This window comes from Oceanobacillus halophilus (assembly GCF_003628505.1).
Lineage (GTDB): Bacteria > Bacillota > Bacilli > Bacillales > Amphibacillaceae > Oceanobacillus > Oceanobacillus halophilus.
In genome coordinates, this window is sequence record NZ_RBZP01000005.1 from 1 (window position 1) to 17,542 (window position 17,542).

Here is a 17,542-nt window from a genome sequence, read left to right on the forward strand (position 1 = left end):
GATGAGACCCCGCAGTGCGGTAGCACGAGGAGGCTCATCAGCCGCCCGCGGAAAGCGACTGCCCGGAGCGGAAATCAACAAGGCACTACATTTATCTTTAATTAAAGTAATTCGCATTCTATACAAATTACGAATTCCCCATGCACAAAATTTTCTTAAAGTACAAACAATTATATTTACAATAACATACAATCGATATAAACTAGACTTATTTAAGGGGAGGGGAATGGGAATGTCTGTTTATCCAATTATCATGACACAGTCCAGATTTACACATCGGGAACATTTAAAATACCCATTTGAAGAACGGGGCTTACAATTTGGGGATGGAATATATGAAGTTATCCGTATTTACCATGGAACCTATTATTTATTTGAAGAACATGTGGACCGGTTATTTCGTTCTGCTGATGCGATAAAGCTAAAACTTCCATTTAATAAAGAGGAACTAAAAAAGCTATTACTGGAGTTGCTAAGCAGGAACGAAATGAAAACGGACGGAAAACTATACTTACAGGCAACTCGTGGTTCTGCACCACGTGATCATATCTTCCCAGGAGAAGATGTGTTACCTAACATTTATGCCTATGTGCAAGATTTGCCACGTAATTTAGATAGTCTGACAAACGGTGTAAAAACCATTACACAACGTGATGTTCGCTGGGAAAATTGCTATATCAAAAGTTTAAACCTCCTACCAAACGTTCTTGCAAAACAAGAAGCAAAAGAAAATAGCTGTTATGAAGCAATTTTACACAAAGATGGTACAGTAACCGAATGCAGTAGTTCCAATGTATATTTAGTGAAGGATGGAAAAATTTTCACCCACCCTGCCAAAAATAATATATTGCATGGATGCGTTAGAATGGCAGTAGAGCGCTTTGCAAAGAAACATAATATCCCATTTATAGAACAGGCTTTTCAAGTGAGCGACATGAGCTCAGCTGATGAAATTTTCCTAACAAGCAGTACCTCGGAAATTTTACCAATTATTCAAGTAGATAATACCGTAGTTAATGACGGAAAGCCTGGTGATATCACCAGACAATTGCAAACAGCTTACGAAAAGGATGCAAAGATTCATCAAACCATACAAGCAGAATCAAGAGAGTGATCTATTAACGGTCACTCTTTCCTTTTCTAGTATAGGAGGTTTTTATGAAACGAATAGTCATTCTTGGTGGAAGTGGCGCAGGAAAATCAACTTTAGCCAAACAACTCGGTTCGATACTACATATTCCTTTCTATCATCTTGATGCTCTTCACTGGCAACCTGGTTGGAAACCATTGAACAAAGATGACTTTATCAAAAAGCAAGAAGAAATTTTACAACAAGAATCCTGGATCATTGATGGGAACTATAGTGGAACTATGGACAAAAGACTTGAACTTGCTGATACCGTCATTTTTCTTCATTATAGGACCATTCTATACCTATACAGAATAACGAAGCGCAGAATTCAATATCACAATAAAACCAGACCTGACATGGGTAAAGACTGTCCCGAAAAAATAGATTGGGAGTTTTTCCAATGGGTTAAAAATTTTAATAAAGAAAAAGCCCCTGCCCTTCGCAAAAAAATAGCGAAATTGGAAAATACAAATGTTCTAGTCTTTAGATCCCCAAAAGAACTAAATACGTTTTTAATGAAATTAGAGAAAACAACTAAAAAACCAAATGATTCGTAACCAAGTATAACTGTGATAATTTTTTAGGAGGAGTCAATATGACCAACAACAAACGTCCAATTACATCAGAAGATTTAACCAAAATTGAAATATTTAGCGATCCACAGTTCACACCAGATGGGAAAGCATACACTTACGTCTCTACCATTATTAATGATAAAAATGAATATGAATCAAATGTTTACTATCAAAAATTAACACAAGAACCACCTAAACAATGGACATATGGTCATCATAAAACTAGTAATCTAGCATTTTCACCAAATGGAAAAAAAGCAGTTTTTCAGTCTGATCGCACTGGTGTTTCTCAGCTGTGGTTATTACATACAGATGGCGGTGAAGCGAAACAAATTACTACTTTTAAAAATGGAGCTTTCAATCCAGCATGGTCTAAGGATGGGAGATATATTATTTTCAGCGCAACTTTAGATGCAGATGATGACATTCATAACCAAAAGGAACTTTCCAAAGAAGAAAGACAAAAAGAAACCGAAGAAAAGAGAAAAGAGCCTTTATTTGTGAATCGTCTAAAATATAAAGCCAATGGAACGGGCTTTTTGGATAATAAACATACACAAATCATTCGTTATGATATGGTCCATGAAACATTTGAACAATTAACTACGGCAGATGCAGACCACAGTTACCAAGATATTTCACCTGATGGAAAGTATCTTATCTTTGCTGCTAATTTAAGTCCGAATGCTGATTATGAGCTTAATCATAATCTTTACTTACTTGATTCTGATACTAAAGAAGTAAAGAAACTAACAAACGATGAAGGCAGTTACTACAACGCTTCTTTTTCTCCAAGTGGGGATAAAATCGCATTTTTTGGCCATGAATACCAATATGCTGGTGCAACGCTAACGGAAATATTTATTCTTGATGTAAGAACAGGACAACGTACATGTTTAACTAAAGATTTCGACGTTCAAATAGGTGATGCTGTTGCAAGTGATACTAGATTAGGAAGTTCTAAAACGGGTCCAGTTTGGTCTAAGGATGAAACAAGTCTATTTTTTATTGCAACAGACTTTGGTTCCACTGGGTTGTATGAAGTCACTTTAGACTTTAAGATAAATGTCCTATATAAAAATGATAATCACGTATATGGATTTTCTTATGATGCTGGGTCGGGATCTTTTATACTTGGAATAAGTACACCTACTAATCCATGTAACAATTACTTATTAACACAAGACTTTTCCTTAACCCAACTAACGCACTCAAATGACGCGTTTTTAAAGGAAGTTGAAGTTATCAAACCGGAAACTCTAGCCATTCCTGCTGAGGATGGTCTCGAAATTCAAGGATGGCTACTGAAGCCATTTGGATTCAAAGAAGGAGAAAAATATCCTTTTGTTTTAGAGATACATGGTGGACCTCACGCCATGTACGGACAAACCTTTTTCCATGAAATGCAACTGCTTGCAGCAAAAGGATATGCAGTGCTTTACATCAATCCACGTGGGAGCCATGGATATGGACAAGAATTCGTGGATGCAGTTCGATCTGATTATGGTGGCGGTGATTATTCTGATTTAATGACAGCTGTTGATTATGCTTTAGAGAATTATAGTTTTATAGACGAATCACGCCTAGGAGTAACTGGTGGAAGTTATGGTGGATTTATGACTAACTGGATTGTTGGACATACAAACCGTTTCAAAGCGGCCGTAACACAACGATCTATTTCGAACTGGCTCAGTTTTTACGGTGTTAGTGATATCGGTTATTTCTTTACTAAATGGGAGCTTGGACATCATCTACTAGAAGATCCTGCTAAACTATGGGATTTCTCACCTATTAAATATGCTAAAAAGGTAAAAACCCCTCTGCTAATATTACACGGTGAACTCGATTATCGCTGTCCTATCGAACAAGGAGAACAACTCTTTGTAGCACTAAAACATTTACGTAAAGAAGTTGAGTTTGTGCGATTTCCTGGTGCTGATCACGAACTAAGCCGCAGTGGCGATCCAAATATGCGCATCGCACGCTTGGACGAGATTTGTAAATGGTTTGAAAAATATATATAAAATGGAATTAGATTAACAGCCAGTGCACGGTAAGTGTGGTGGCTGTTTTTTTAGGCTCTATTCTAAATGATTGTCGCTTTTAAAATCATTGATATCATTTTATATAGTCGATATCCATCTTTCATCGTTTAAACCTGCAGTCAAATATTTTTCACAACTAGAAAACAAAAAAGCAAGGGCACTCCCCGCACCCTTGCCATCGCTTATTCTCTATCCTATAATTTCACTTCACTTTGACCTAAATATTCCTGCAAGGATAGCGTGACTCCCTCTTGCTGTTGGCTATTATAACAATCAAACATTGCCTGTAAAGTTTCTAGACTCGTAAAATACGAAGTTTGATAACGGACAGCTAATTCGCGAATAAAAAATCCGATTTTCTCTTTTTCACGTCCTTGATTTGGAATATTTAAGACAAGATCAGGTACGTCTGTAATCCAATAATCAAGTAAATCAGACTTATCGTTTGCAATTTCCTTTGCAGTAATTCCTTTTGATTCTAAGAATTCCGCAGTTCCTTCTGTTGCTACGATTTCAGCTCCTGAATCGACCAATTGAAATATTAGCGACACACTTTCTTCTTTTAATCGATCAGAAATGGACACAAAAACCTTATTCACTTGCTCCCAATTCCCCATGTAAGAAGATACTTTCTTCAATGCTTCATTTTTAGAAGACCCGATACCTATAATCTCTCCAGTAGATTTCATCTCAGGTCCTAATACATGGTCTACTCCTTTTAATTTACTCGCTGAAAAGACTGGAGCTTTGACCGTATAATTTTTTGGCTCTTGCAACAAACCAAATTCATTGGTAATTTGCCCTAACGATATGCCTAACTGCGTCATCACAGCCCATTTAATCATAGGAATACCTGTTAATTTACTCATTATTGGTATCGTACGAGATGATCTTGGATTTACTTCCAATACATAAATCACATCATCATGAATGACGAATTGAATATTCATTACGCCGATAATTGGCACAGTTCTGCTAATCTGATGTGCCATTTCCACTAATTGCCCTTTCACCTCATCTGATAGAGATATTGTAGGAAAAATACTCATACTATCACCAGAATGCACCCCTGCTTTTTCTATATGTTCAAAGATTCCTGGCACTACAATATCTTTCCCATCACTAATGACATCAATTTCACATTCTACTCCTGGCAAATATTGATCAATCAATAATGGCCAGCAACGATCATCTGTGTCCTTCTGAATTCGTGAAACATACCCATATAGTTCATTGTAATTATTACAAATAAACATCGATTGCCCGCCAATAACATAGGATGGGCGGATTAACACCGGGAACCCGAGTTCAGTTGCCGATTCAGATAATTCTTCTACGGAATGAACAATATGCCCAGTGATATGTGGGATATTTAATTGATTGAGAACTTCATAGAATTGTTCCCTATCTTCCATTTGATCTATATGTTCAGGCAGCGTTCCAAAAATGTGAATGCCTTCTTCTTTTAAATTATTTGCTAGATTAATAGCTGTTTGACCACCAAATTGGATGAGGACGCCTTCCACCTCTTCTTTTTGTATGACTGCTAGCACATCCTCTAATGCAAGTGGCTCAAAATATAAACGGTCTGCTATAGAATAATCGGTACTAACCGTTTCCGGATTATTGTTAATAACCACCGCTTCGTACCCCAATTCTTTCACTGCCCATGCTGCATGGACAGAGCAATAATCAAATTCAACACCTTGACCAATGCGAATAGGACCCGACCCTAAAACCAATATTTTTTTCCTATCCCTACTAGGCTCCACCTCATCTCGACCATGCCATGTAGAATAATAATAAGGGGTAATAGCATCAAATTCACCAGCACAGGTATCAACTAATTTATATACTGGCTGTAACCCCATCTCTTTATAAAAGTCACGCAAAGTCTTTGCAGTAGTTCCAATCAGTTCGGCTATTCGATTATCACTTATATTAAATCGTTTTGCTTCCTGCAATCTCTCGTTTGGAACCTGTGGCCATTCAAAATCTCCCAAGGATTGCTCACACTCTATAATTTGCTGCACTTTTCTCAAAAACCAAAAATCAATATTGGTTATTTTTATTAATCGATTTATGTCCATGTTACGGTAAAATGCTTCAGCAATTGCAAACAATCGTAAATCATTTGGAATAGAAAGAAGTTCCAGCAATTCTTCTTGTGTTTTCTTCTCCATTCCGGGCCATTTTAGACTATAAACATTCATTTCTAGTGAACGTACCGCTTTGTTCAAGGCACCTTCAAAGGTACGGTCAATCGCCATCACCTCTCCGGTCGCCTTCATTTGCGTACCTAACGTTCGGTCTGCTTCTGTAAATTTATCAAATGGAAAACGAGGTAGTTTTATCACCACATAATCCAATGCAGGTTCAAATGATGCATATGTATTTCCTGTAATCGGGTTAATAATTTCATCTAAATGTTGACCAATTGCGCACTTGGCAGCAATACGTGCAATAGGATAACCGGTTGCCTTCGATGCTAATGCTGAAGATCTGCTCACCCGAGGATTTACTTCAATAATACAATACTCATTGGATTCCGGATGTAAGGCAAATTGAATATTACATCCCCCAACCACATCCAATGCGCGAATCACTTTCAATGAAGAAGACCGAAGCATTTGATATTCAACATCTGATAATGTCTGTGAAGGGGCAACAACAATCGAATCACCCGTATGAACGCCAACCGGATCCATGTTTTCCATGTTACAAACAATGACGCATGTATCGTTCGCATCTCGCATAACTTCATATTCGATTTCTTTCCAGCCTTTAATACTTTTTTCAACTAATACCTGGCTAATCGGACTTAATTTCAATCCATTTTTCAGAAGATTGATGAAATCTTCTTCATGATAGGCAAATCCACCGCCTTCCCCACCAAGTGTATATGCAGGTCTTAGGATAACCGGAAAGCCAATTTCTCTTATAAATTCCAATCCTTCTTCGATATTTTCCACAATTTTAGATTCAGCTATCGGTTCATTTATATCAATCATTAACTGACGAAACTTTTCACGATCTTCCCCTCTTTGAATAGAGGAAACAGAAGTACCTAGAAGCTCTACATGATATTTATCTAAAATTCCTTGCTCATGTAATTGGACGGTTAAATTCAGCCCCGTTTGTCCACCCAACGTACCAATTAAGCCATCTGGTTTCTCCTTGGCAATTATTTTCTCTAAGGAAGGAACGGTCAGTGGCTCCAAATAAACATGATCGGCAATATTTTCATCCGTCATAATGGTTGCTGGGTTATTATTTACCAGCACCACTTCAATCCCTTCTTCCCTTAATGCTAGACAGGCTTGCGTACCTGCATAGTCAAATTCTGCTGCTTGCCCGATTACTATTGGTCCTGATCCAACGACAAGAACCTTATTCAACGTTTTATGCTTCGACATATTTCTCCCCTCCAGAAGTAACTACCTGATGAATGAATTCCATAAAAATATATTCTGTATCACTTGGTCCTGGATGTGCTTCTGGGTGAAACTGTACGGATTGAACAGGTAAATGCACATGTTTCATGCCTTCCACCGATTTATCATTTACATTTTTAAATAACATATCAAATAATTCTGTGTCGACACTTTCTTCAACTACCACATATCCATGATTTTGCGAGGTCATTCGAACTTTACCTGTTTGCACGTCCTTAACCGGATGATTCCCACCACGATGGCCATATGGGAGTTTTTCAGTTTTGGCACCATATGCAAGTGCAATTAACTGATGCCCCAGACAAATACCGAGTGTCGGATAGTTCTCTGTTAGTGCTTTAACAGTTGGAAACACCTGCTTTAACTCCATTGGATTCCCTGGTCCATTACTTAATAGAATTCCATCTGGATTCAGTTCCTGTATAATCTCAAAGGAAGTATTATATGGAACAATTGTTACTTTGCAATTTTCCTTAAGCAAAGCATCTAAAATGGATTTCTTATAGCCAAAATCTACTAGAACAACATGATACGGACCATCTCCGTAGGTTATCTTTTCGTTAACAGAAACTCGCTGAACCAAATCTACTGTATCTTTATTTCCCCATTTCACAGGGGACTTTAATTCTTTCACCAGTCTCCCTCTTACTGTTTTGTGTTTGCGAATCGCCCCTACGAGAGTGCGGGTATCCACATTGGCTAATCCTGGAACATTAGCTGCTTTTAGGTGGGAAGAAATAGAATGTGTAGATTGATAGTGACTTGGTTCTTCACAAAGATCATTAATAATAACAGCAGTGACATTAATACAATTGCTTTCGGAATCCTGATCATTGACTCCATAACTACCAATAATCGGATAAGAGAAAGTTAAAATTTGCCCTGCATATGATGGATCAGTAATCATTTCCTGATAGCCAGTCATGCTTGTATTAAAAACCACTTCTCCTTCTATTTCCATTTCAGCTCCTATCCAATCACCAACAAACTGCTCACCCGTTTCCAATATGAGATAACCCTTCGTCATGATGTTGTCCCCTCCGTCTCCGATAAAATTTCTTTAAAAGTCATTATGAATCGGTTTAATTCTTCTTTTGTTGTCGTTAATGGAGGTAAAATTCGCAGTACATTTACGCCAGCCGCAAGTACTAAAATACCTTTTTCCCGAAATTTATTAATCCATGTTCCCACCTGTTCTGAAAGCTCGATACCAATCAAGAATCCATTACCTCTTACCTCTTCTATTACTTCATAAGATTTCTGTAGTTGCAGCAGCTCCTCATTTAGCCAGGAACTTTTTTCCTGAACTTCTTCCAAGAACCCTTCTTGCACCATGTTCTCCATCGTTGCCACACCAGCAGTTGCAGCTAATGGATTACCACCAAATGTACTACCATGTGAACCAGGCTGAAAAGATGCCGCCACGTTCTCTTTAGCAAGCGTTGCACCGATAGGAACACCGGATCCTAAGCCTTTTGCTAAAGTGATTACATCAGGCTCCACGTCATATTGTTCATATGCAAATAATGTTCCTGTTCTTCCTATGCCTGTTTGGACTTCATCTAACATCAAGAGAATATCGTTATCCTTACAAATTTTGTCCAGTTCTTTTAGCCAGTCACTATTTACAGGTCGTACTCCGCCTTCCCCTTGAATGATTTCTACTAAAACAGCAGTTGTTTTACCATCATTGATTTCTTTTAAACTGTTAAAATCATTAAATGGTAAATAACGAAAACCCGGTGTTAATGGGGTAAAACCCTGATGGATTTTTTCTTGTGCCGTTGCAGCCATTGTCGTCCCTGTTCGGCCATGGAAGGATTGTTTAAAAGTAACAATCTCTGTTCGTTCCGAATTCCCCTGATCCTTGGCATATTTTTTCGCTAATTTGATTGCAGCTTCATTAGCTTCTGCTCCACTATTACAAAAGAAAACTTGATCTAATACACTGTTTATCGATAATAATTCAGATAGCTTTTCCTGGTTAGGAATCTCATATAAATTGGAGCAATGCCAGAGCAAATCTAGTTGTTCTTTCACTTGTCCATGTACATAATCTGGTACATGCCCCAGATTACATGTAGCGATGCCTGATGTATAATCTAGGTACTGATTATCCTGCTCATCCCAAACCTTACTTCCTTTTCCTCGCACCATTCTCACAGGAAAACGATTATATGTATTCATGGTTGCCCGTTTTTTCTCGCTAATGGAATTAGACATGTTGTAACTCCCCCATCACAATTTTTGTTCCTATCATTTGCCCATTCAAGTAACCTTCTAGATTAGTTGGTGTTAATCCATCGATAATAACTGACTCACTTACACCACCAGAAAGGGCATTAATTGCTGATCGCACTTTTGGAATCATTCCACCATAAATGACACCAGAAGTAATCATAGATTCGATTTTATGCTTTGACAGTTTAGAATGGACAACTTGCTTGCCATTAATCGTTTCCATTACCCCCGGAATATCACTGACAAAGATTAGTTTTCCTTTCATCGCACTGGCAACCGCAGCCGCCGCCATATCCCCATTGATATTATAGCGAGTACCTTTCGAATCAATGCCAATAGGAGAAATAACCGGAATTCCGCCTTTTTCGATAATCAACTTTAACCATGTATCATTCACCTTAGCCACTTGACCTACGAACCCAAGCTTACCTGATTGATCCACTGGTTCGGCATGTAATAAGGAACCGTCAACCCCACTTAAACCAAATGCTTTCCCATTGGATTTATTTATTTTTGCAACAATCCGTTTATTAATCGAACCGCTCATTACCATTTCTGCTACATTTAAAACTTCTTCCGTCGTTACCCTCAATCCATCCACAAAGGTTGTTTCTACATTAGATTGTTTTAACGCCAGATTGATTTCCGGACCGCCTCCATGAACAATGATTGGTTGACAGATTCCTGATTTTCTCAACTCTGCAACTTTCTGATAAAAACTTATTGGCAGTTTTTCTAAGATACTTCCGCCCATTTTTAAAATAATAGTATTCATTCTACTCACCTCACGTTCTGTAGGATGCGTTAATTTTTACGTAATCATAGGTTAAATCACAACCCCAAGCTGTAGCTTGATACATTCCGTCTTGCATATGAACGTTGATGATTACAGCGTCCGCCTGTAAATATTGACTAGCTTCATGTTCGTTAAAATTAACAACCTGACCATGATGGACAACCTCGATTTCTCCAAGGGAAATACTTATTTTATCCGTATTTATTGGCTGCTCGCTATATCCTACAGCACAAATAATCCGTCCCCAATTGGGATCTGCACCGTATATTGCTGTTTTCACCAAATTAGATGATATGACAGCTTTGGCTACTTGTTTGGCTGCTGTTTCAGATGGTGCTCCTGTAGTATTCACTTCAATTAATTTCGTAGCACCTTCCCCGTCTTTCGCGATTTGTTTGGCTAATTCTTCGCTGACAAATTTTAATGCCTCCACAAATCGCATCCAATCCGCATGATTCTCAGTGAGGAGATGATTTTCCTTCATTCCATTAGCCAAAACCAGCACCATATCATTTGTACTGGAATCACCATCGACTGTGATCATGTTAAATGAACAATCCGTTATACTGCGCAATGCTTTTTGTAAGCTTTGTGCTTCAACTGCAGCATCCGTTGTAATAAACCCAAGCATTGTTGCCATATTGGGATGTATCATACCTGATCCTTTTGCAGCACCACCAATGGTAATCGTCTTACCATCAATTTCTATTTGAACAGCAACATGTTTTGTGATGGTATCTGTCGTTAATATGGACTGCTCAAATTTCTCTGGAGACAGATGATTAGAATCCCCAATTGACTGTATCCCAGCTTCAATATTCTCCATCGGCAATAATTCTCCAATGACACCCGTCGATGCAACGGCAACATTATCCACTTCCACCTTCAATTTTTCAGCAGCTAATTGCTGCATTTTCAAGGCATCCTGATAGCCTTGTGTACCTGTAAATGAGTTAGCGTTACCTGAATTGACAACAATGGTTTGCAATTGGTCATCTTTTTCCAAACTGTTTTTCGTAACCTTTAGTGGAGCTGCCTGAAATGCATTCAACGTATACACTCCAGCAGCACATGCTGGGACTTCCGAATGAATCCACCCAAAATCAAGTTTGGTTTTACGCAGTCCACAATGTACTCCACCGGCCGAGAACCCTTTTGGGCTTGTAACATGCCCATCTTGCAAAACTTGTATTTTCTTCCCCTTTGTTAAAATCACTCTTTCCACCCTCTCTTATGGATAAATCGGTATCGTGTTAAGCCCGTGTTTTTCATCCCAGCCATTCATTAAATTAGCATTCTGTATCGCTTGACCCGCAGCTCCTTTTACAAGGTTATCTATAGCTGACTCTACAACAAGTTGATTTGTTCGCTGATCAACGTACAACCCAATATCACAGTAATTACTTCCATAAACTTCTCGAGTTGTTGGAAAAGTTCCCTCGTCTCTAATACGAATAAATGGGTGTGTTTCGTAGTAAGATTCATAAAGGTCAATCACTTCTGACGATGTTATATTTTTTTCTAACGGTGCATACATCGTGCAAATTAAACCTCGTGTCATTGGAATTAAATGTGTAGTAAATGTCGTTGTAATAGAATCTTTGGCGATATCAGATAAGTATTTTTCAATTTCTGGTATGTGCTGATGGGCTCCAATCTTATATGGTTTTACATTTTCATTCGTCTCCGAAAAATGCGTCATCGCTGATTGTTTTCTTCCAGCACCAGATACACCCGTTTTTCCATCGATAACAATTGATTGATTTGCAATTACCTGATGTTCAATTGCTGGTATTAATCCGAGTAAAGCGGATGTTGGAAAACAGCCTGGATTCGAGATGATCTGTGCTTGCTTTACTTGTTCCTTATATACCTCGGGCAATCCATATACTGCCTTGTCTAAGGTTTCCTGCGGTGCTGGATCTTTGCCATACCATTCCTTGTATTGTTCAGCTGAGGTTAATCGTAAATCTCCAGATAAATCTATACACTGTACAGAAGAGCCTTGAAAATCTGGTATAATATCTTTAGCCACACCAGCTGGAGTTGCAAAGAAAATGATATCCACCTCTTCTTTTAAACGATCAATATCTAACTCTTCCATGGGTTCTTTTATAAATTCAGTTAAATGAGGATAAGTATTTGCAATTCCTTCCCCATACTGGGAATGTGATATTATTTTTTTTATATGCATAAATTCATGCAATTGGAGTAATCGGATTAACTCTACCGCCCCATATCCTGTTCCTCCAATAATCGCTACATTCTTCACGGTATAACTCCCTTTCGAATTTTCGAATTATTCATTATTATAGTTTTTAAAAGTTATTTATGCAAGTATATTTATAAAAAAATATTAATATTTATGCATAAAATATAGATAATCATTCATTTATTCCGTATATAACATGTATAATTTTTTGTTCTTGTAAAACGGTTTATTCGCTTTAACGTCCTTAATACAGCGCTGTCATTTAAAAAATATTAATCAACAAAAAAACCAAACAGTCAACTGCTTGGTTTTTTTGTATTAGTTTTAACTAGTTACTTGATTCGATCAATCTGTAAATTTTTCTAAAAAACTAGTTAGCTTTTCTATATAGCTCTTTTTTTCTAACACAATCGATTCACCATGACTTGCTTTCTCCACAATCATTAACTCCGTTTCACTATTCGTATGTTCCACTAATTCTTGCGTCATTTCTGTCGGAACAAAAGTGTCACTGCCTCCATGAAAGTACAATATTGGTACTTCCGCTTTTTGCACCTGTTTTAGTGCAGATGCTTCTTTAAAGTTATATCCCGTTTTGATATCCGTAACAAGTCCTGTTGTTGGAAGGATAGGGATTTCTGGCAGTTTGAACATACGATCTAGCTGGTAGGAGAAAAGATCATATACAGTAGAATACGGGCTATCAGCGACAATAGCTTTTACATTACTTGGCAATTCCTCACCACTCGCCATTAAAACAGTAGCTGCACCCATAGAAACCCCATGAAGTACAATCTCTGTATCTTCTCCCAGTTCCTCGATCACTCGGTGTACCCAATCAATTAGATCTAATCGATCATGCCAGCCAAAACCAATATACTCTCCTTCACTATTGCCATGCCCCCGCATATCCGCAGTGAACATATTGTATCCAAGATTCTCATAATAATATTGTCCAAATAATCCCATATCACTTGCACGACCTAAGTAGCCATGAGCAAAAACAACCGTTTTATTAGTTGGCTGTTCCGCTTCCAGAAAATATCCCTGAAGTGTCAAATCATCAAAAGATTGTAGTTGCCATTCGTCAAATGCCTGACTTCTTACCCAATCCCGCCAGCTACCAGCAGTAAATTCCTCCATTGCCTCAGCAGAAACTTCTAAATCCTGGTTTCCTGTTAGAAAGTCTTTCACATTTCGAGCAATGGCCATATCGTATAATACATAACCAATAACAAAATTTATCATTAGTACGATAAGAAATAGTCCAATACTAAGTTTTATCCATAGCTTCCTTCTTTTCACCAACTCGCCCCCTTTAACGCACGATTATATGTGCTTTAAAAAGACTGGTATATACCGTATCATATTTACCAGTCTTTTAGAATCACCTTTATAATTCTATTATACTAGAATATTCAATAAGGAAAAGGCGAGCTGGGGTGGTAGATTCTAGAAATTATTTATTTAACATTCAGGGCTATTTTCTAAAAGATTGTTTCTTTTAGCATATAACCTTGTTCCAGATTTTATAAAAGACTCTGGTCAACTTTAATGAAGAATACTGTATGAAAAGAGCTATTCAATTACTATCTATATATTGCCTTACACATGCCTTCTTTCCATCAAATGAATACCTAATCCCATCAGAACCACACCCATTAAAACTAAAATACTAATTGGTAATAATACTTCTTCCAGTGGATACCCATAGACCACCATCCCATTTAGTGCTTCCATACCATAAGTTAATGGATTTATTTTGGAAAGTGCTAATAATACCTCTGACTCGACAATTTCTATTGGCCAGTAAGCACCACCAATCATTGCCATACTCACTGCAACAATGGGTAAAACAGCATTAAATTGTTGGGCATTTTTCACACATGCTGTAATAAAGATGGATAAAGAAACGACTGCAAAAACATATGGTATCAACAATAGCACAGCCTCCAAGAATCTACCTTGGAAATCAACCCCTATCCAAAAATGGAACACTAAGAATATAATTAGCACTTGTAAATAACCTTCAAAAAAACTATAAACTAAATTTGCGATATACATTTCAGTCTTTCTCACTGGAGATAATATCATACGATCCCAGATTCCTTCTTTTTTCTCCAGCAAGATAGGCAATACATTGTACGCTATCGTGTAAATGACGAAAAATAAGGTAAATCCAAATAAAAAATGAGTCTCATTATCATAGACAAATGCTTCTGAGCTACTAAAATTGCTAGTTTTCATTGTAAAAACCGGAGAATCCATAGCCGTTTTATATTCTTCGTCTAATAGTTGTTTCTCTGAATCCGTTTGTGCTTCAACTTCCTCAAAGAGTTTTTCTTGCTGTAATTTTTTCGCATAAATGTCATGAATTGTTTGTTCCACCATTTGTGCATTGGTAGATTCAACTCCTACGACTAGTTGAAAATCATCTTCTTTCACAATGACTCCAACCTCTGATTTGCCATCAGCAATCAGATCCAACATTTCTTTTTCAGTCATCCAATTAAATGTGTAAACATCATTCTTTTCCAAGGATTTCCCTATAAAAGATTCTTGAATGTTACTCGAACCATAAACAGGAACAGAAATAGAAGTCATTCCTCCACTAGTTCCTAGTATTAAAGCGAAAATGATAGACATGGTGGTAAAAAGCAGAAACATCCAAGGTTTACGTATAAATGTTGTAAATTTTGCTACCAATATACCATTCATGCGGATGCCCCCCTTTTTGGAAAACTAAGTGCGCCAATGATGATGGAAGAAATAGCAAAGCCAAGGATGTATAAGAGGTGATGGCTTACTTCACTTATTCCTTCCCCTCTTAATATCGTCAAATAAGCAGACATTCCTGCCCCATTTGGAGTCAAGTCCCCTAACGTTTGCAATAATTTTGATGAATCCCCAATAGGAAAGAAACTTCCACCGATAAACGCCATTAAGCTGACTACGACACTTCCAAAGAAATCAATAATGTTCTCCGAATTGAGTCGATAGCTAATTGCAGCTAAAAGGACTGTTAACCCACCAACAGAAATAGAAATAAACAAGCTAACAATAAGAAAAGAAGTCAAATCTGGCCAGGTTACATCAAATACAATCCAAGCAAAGCTAAATAGTACGAGCAATTGTATAAAGGCAAAAATCATACCTGACAGTAAAATCCCTAAGAAATATATCCATTTAGATACATTAGCAATTATGACACGATCAAACACATGTGTTGCTTTTTCATGAAAAGATATCCAACCAATTGCCGTTGCCATAAATAATACATTCATCACAGCCATACCAATAGTATAATAGTCTTTTGATGAGATAGGATTCCCTTGATTAATCCTCTTCACTTCTCCAGGAAGTTCATTAGTATCGATTTGAATGGCATCCAGGTCTATGCCTTTCTCAGATAAAAAGACTCCAAATGTCATCTGTTCCTGAAATTGAGTTAGTATATCACTAACTATATTTGCACCAATTTCCTGTTGCTCATTATGGTACACTCGTAATTCTGGACTTATGTCCTCATGGAGCATGATGGTCTGTAATGTATCATAAGTGAAATTTTCCGGTACTTCTATAACAGCAGCAAATGAGCTGTCATCCAATAACTCTTCCTTTTCAGAGGGTTTAGCTTCATGCAAATCTATCATATTTGCTAATTCTTCGCTCTTAAAAACAGAGTCTTTTAATATACCAATAGGAGCGATTTGTGGTGCAGTTTCTTTGATCATCTCTATTGCGGTTTCTGGAATAACACCAGATTCAATATCAGAAATAAATTGGTTAACCTGCTTTTCCTCGTCTTCCTGCTCTATCATTGCAACCTTTACATTGATTTCAATTGATTCTCCATCCATCCAATTACTAAGCGCCGTACCTAATATGGTAATTAAAATGATAGGAAGCCCCAATAATAATAAAATCTGGACTGGGTTTCTCAACAAAATCAAAGCTTGCTTCTTTATAATCTGCCATAACATAGATATCCCTCCTAATCCCTTAAAGCTCTTCCTGTTAAATGCAGGAAGACATCTTCAAGTGTTGGAGAGTTAATATCAATGGACCTTAATTCTAACCCAGCTTGTTCTGCCATTTTTGCCAGTTCTGAAAACATATTAACCTCTTTCGGAACGACGATAGTAATTTCCTTTTCCTCCACTTTTATTCGGTGGATTGTTGGGCTACTCTCTATACTGGCAATAAACGCATCATTCCATCTGTCTGCTTTAATGGAAATGGTGTTCTCGGCTGAAAGAATCTGCTTAATTTCTTGCTTTGTACCAGATGCAATGAGATTTCCTTTGTCCATAATATAAATTCGGTCACAAAGAAACTCTACTTCTTCCATATAATGACTCGTATAAAGAACCGTCATTTGTCGTTCTTCATTTAGCCGCTTTACTGTTTCTAGAATATAATTCCTGGATTGCGGATCAATGCCTACAGTTGGTTCGTCCATGATTATAACTTCAGGATCATGCAGCAATGCTACTCCAATATTTAACCTCCGCTTCATTCCTCCAGAAAACTTTTTCACGATATCCTTTCGATGATCTGTTAAACCGATTAATTCCAGTATTACATCTATTTTTCTCTGCAATTCTTTTCCCTTCATGCGATAAAGTCTACCAAAAAACTGTAAATTTTCTATAGCAGTTAAATCTTCATATAAAGCAATCTCCTGAGGAACCATACCAAGAATCTTTCTTAGCGGTGCTGGATTCTTCAGAATACTTTTATTGCAATAGCGGACATCACCACTTGTTGGTTCCATTAAAGATGAAAGCATCGAAATTGCGGTGGACTTTCCAGCACCATTGGGCCCGAGAAGACCTACAATTTCTCCTTTTTCAATAAACATATTTAATTTCTTCACTGCTTTGACCTTTTTAAAGGATTTGGTTGAATCCACTAACTCTAACATACCAATCCCCTCCTCTAATCTTAGTTTACGATATAACCTGATTTAAGCACACTACCCGAAGTCACTAAACTTACTTCCAAACCATGACCATAGTCACTTTTCGTAAATTCTAAGCTTTGAATCTTCGTAGTTGATAGAAACTCCTGATTTATTTAATTA

Annotated in this window: 13 protein-coding genes; 3 read left to right on the plus strand and 10 right to left on the minus strand. The window is 37.4% G+C overall.

The window, feature by feature from the left end; all coding sequences use genetic code 11:
- Window positions 1–232: 232 nt before the first annotated feature.
- Genes dat through D8M06_RS08460 form a run of 3 tightly spaced genes read left to right on the plus strand, consistent with a single transcriptional unit; the run spans window position 233 to window position 3,731 of the window.
- Window positions 233–1,114, plus strand: coding sequence for a D-amino-acid transaminase (dat, locus tag D8M06_RS08450; protein WP_121203965.1), 882 nt, complete (start codon window positions 233–235; stop codon window positions 1,112–1,114).
- 44 nt (window positions 1,115–1,158) lie between these two features.
- Complete coding sequence (locus tag D8M06_RS08455; protein ID WP_121203966.1) at window positions 1,159–1,689, plus strand: DNA topology modulation protein; 531 nt, start codon at window positions 1,159–1,161, stop codon at window positions 1,687–1,689.
- 38 nt (window positions 1,690–1,727) lie between these two features.
- Window positions 1,728–3,731 carry a S9 family peptidase gene (locus D8M06_RS08460; protein WP_121203967.1) on the plus strand — a complete coding sequence of 668 codons (2,004 nt, stop codon included), beginning with the start codon at window positions 1,728–1,730 and terminating at the stop codon, window positions 3,729–3,731.
- A gap of 215 nt (window positions 3,732–3,946) precedes the next feature.
- Here the strand turns inward: D8M06_RS08460 and carB are convergent, their stop codons facing one another.
- From carB to D8M06_RS08510, 10 genes are all read right to left on the minus strand, one after another.
- Window positions 3,947–7,168 (minus strand): carbamoyl-phosphate synthase (glutamine-hydrolyzing) large subunit, encoded by a 3,222-nt coding sequence (gene carB / locus D8M06_RS08465; RefSeq protein WP_121203968.1) that lies wholly within the window; start codon window positions 7,166–7,168, stop codon window positions 3,947–3,949.
- Window positions 7,155–8,234, minus strand: a complete 1,080-nt coding sequence (locus tag D8M06_RS08470; protein WP_121203969.1) for a carbamoyl phosphate synthase small subunit — start codon at window positions 8,232–8,234, stop codon at window positions 7,155–7,157. Before D8M06_RS08470 ends, carB begins: the two co-directional genes overlap by 14 nt.
- On the minus strand, window positions 8,231–9,430 hold the full coding sequence (locus tag D8M06_RS08475) for an acetylornithine transaminase (RefSeq protein ID WP_121203970.1): 1,200 nt from the start codon (window positions 9,428–9,430) through the stop codon (window positions 8,231–8,233). Before D8M06_RS08475 ends, D8M06_RS08470 begins: the two co-directional genes overlap by 4 nt.
- The gene (gene argB / locus D8M06_RS08480) at window positions 9,423–10,223 is read right to left on the minus strand and encodes an acetylglutamate kinase (protein ID WP_121203971.1); all 801 of its coding nucleotides are present in this window, start codon (window positions 10,221–10,223) and stop codon (window positions 9,423–9,425) included. Before argB ends, D8M06_RS08475 begins: the two co-directional genes overlap by 8 nt.
- Before the next feature lie 10 nt (window positions 10,224–10,233).
- Entirely contained in the window at window positions 10,234–11,460 is a 1,227-nt protein-coding gene (gene argJ, locus D8M06_RS08485; RefSeq protein ID WP_121203972.1) for a bifunctional ornithine acetyltransferase/N-acetylglutamate synthase, read from the minus strand.
- A gap of 15 nt (window positions 11,461–11,475) precedes the next feature.
- Window positions 11,476–12,516 (minus strand): N-acetyl-gamma-glutamyl-phosphate reductase, encoded by a 1,041-nt coding sequence (gene argC, locus D8M06_RS08490; RefSeq protein WP_121203973.1) that lies wholly within the window; start codon window positions 12,514–12,516, stop codon window positions 11,476–11,478.
- 285 nt (window positions 12,517–12,801) lie between these two features.
- A complete protein-coding gene (locus D8M06_RS08495) occupies window positions 12,802–13,761 on the minus strand; it encodes an alpha/beta hydrolase (RefSeq protein ID WP_241558910.1) in 960 nt (319 codons plus the stop codon).
- A gap of 300 nt (window positions 13,762–14,061) precedes the next feature.
- Window positions 14,062–15,174, minus strand: coding sequence for an ABC transporter permease (locus tag D8M06_RS08500; protein WP_121203974.1), 1,113 nt, complete (start codon window positions 15,172–15,174; stop codon window positions 14,062–14,064).
- On the minus strand, window positions 15,171–16,439 hold the full coding sequence (locus D8M06_RS08505) for an ABC transporter permease (RefSeq protein WP_121203975.1): 1,269 nt from the start codon (window positions 16,437–16,439) through the stop codon (window positions 15,171–15,173). The genes D8M06_RS08500 and D8M06_RS08505 overlap by 4 nt, the downstream gene beginning before the upstream one ends.
- Window positions 16,440–16,450: 11 nt before the next feature.
- Window positions 16,451–17,383 carry an ABC transporter ATP-binding protein gene (locus tag D8M06_RS08510; protein ID WP_121203976.1) on the minus strand — a complete coding sequence of 311 codons (933 nt, stop codon included), beginning with the start codon at window positions 17,381–17,383 and terminating at the stop codon, window positions 16,451–16,453.
- Window positions 17,384–17,542 lie beyond the last annotated feature (159 nt).

What these genes read in the sequence shown, in the direction of transcription:
- dat (WP_121203965.1), top strand. Translation starts at nt 233, where the DNA reads ATGTCTGTTTATCCAATTATCATGACACAGTCCAGATTTACACATCGG.
- D8M06_RS08455 (WP_121203966.1), top strand. Translation starts at nt 1,159, where the DNA reads ATGAAACGAATAGTCATTCTTGGTGGAAGTGGCGCAGGAAAATCAACT.
- D8M06_RS08460 (WP_121203967.1), top strand. Translation starts at nt 1,728, where the DNA reads ATGACCAACAACAAACGTCCAATTACATCAGAAGATTTAACCAAAATT.
- carB (WP_121203968.1), bottom strand. Translation starts at nt 7,168, where the DNA reads ATGTCGAAGCATAAAACGTTGAATAAGGTTCTTGTCGTTGGATCAGGA.
- D8M06_RS08470 (WP_121203969.1), bottom strand. Translation starts at nt 8,234, where the DNA reads ATGACGAAGGGTTATCTCATATTGGAAACGGGTGAGCAGTTTGTTGGT.
- D8M06_RS08475 (WP_121203970.1), bottom strand. Translation starts at nt 9,430, where the DNA reads ATGTCTAATTCCATTAGCGAGAAAAAACGGGCAACCATGAATACATAT.
- argB (WP_121203971.1), bottom strand. Translation starts at nt 10,223, where the DNA reads ATGAATACTATTATTTTAAAAATGGGCGGAAGTATCTTAGAAAAACTG.
- D8M06_RS08500 (WP_121203974.1), bottom strand. Translation starts at nt 15,174, where the DNA reads ATGAATGGTATATTGGTAGCAAAATTTACAACATTTATACGTAAACCT.
- D8M06_RS08505 (WP_121203975.1), bottom strand. Translation starts at nt 16,439, where the DNA reads ATGTTATGGCAGATTATAAAGAAGCAAGCTTTGATTTTGTTGAGAAAC.
- D8M06_RS08510 (WP_121203976.1), bottom strand. Translation starts at nt 17,383, where the DNA reads ATGTTAGAGTTAGTGGATTCAACCAAATCCTTTAAAAAGGTCAAAGCA.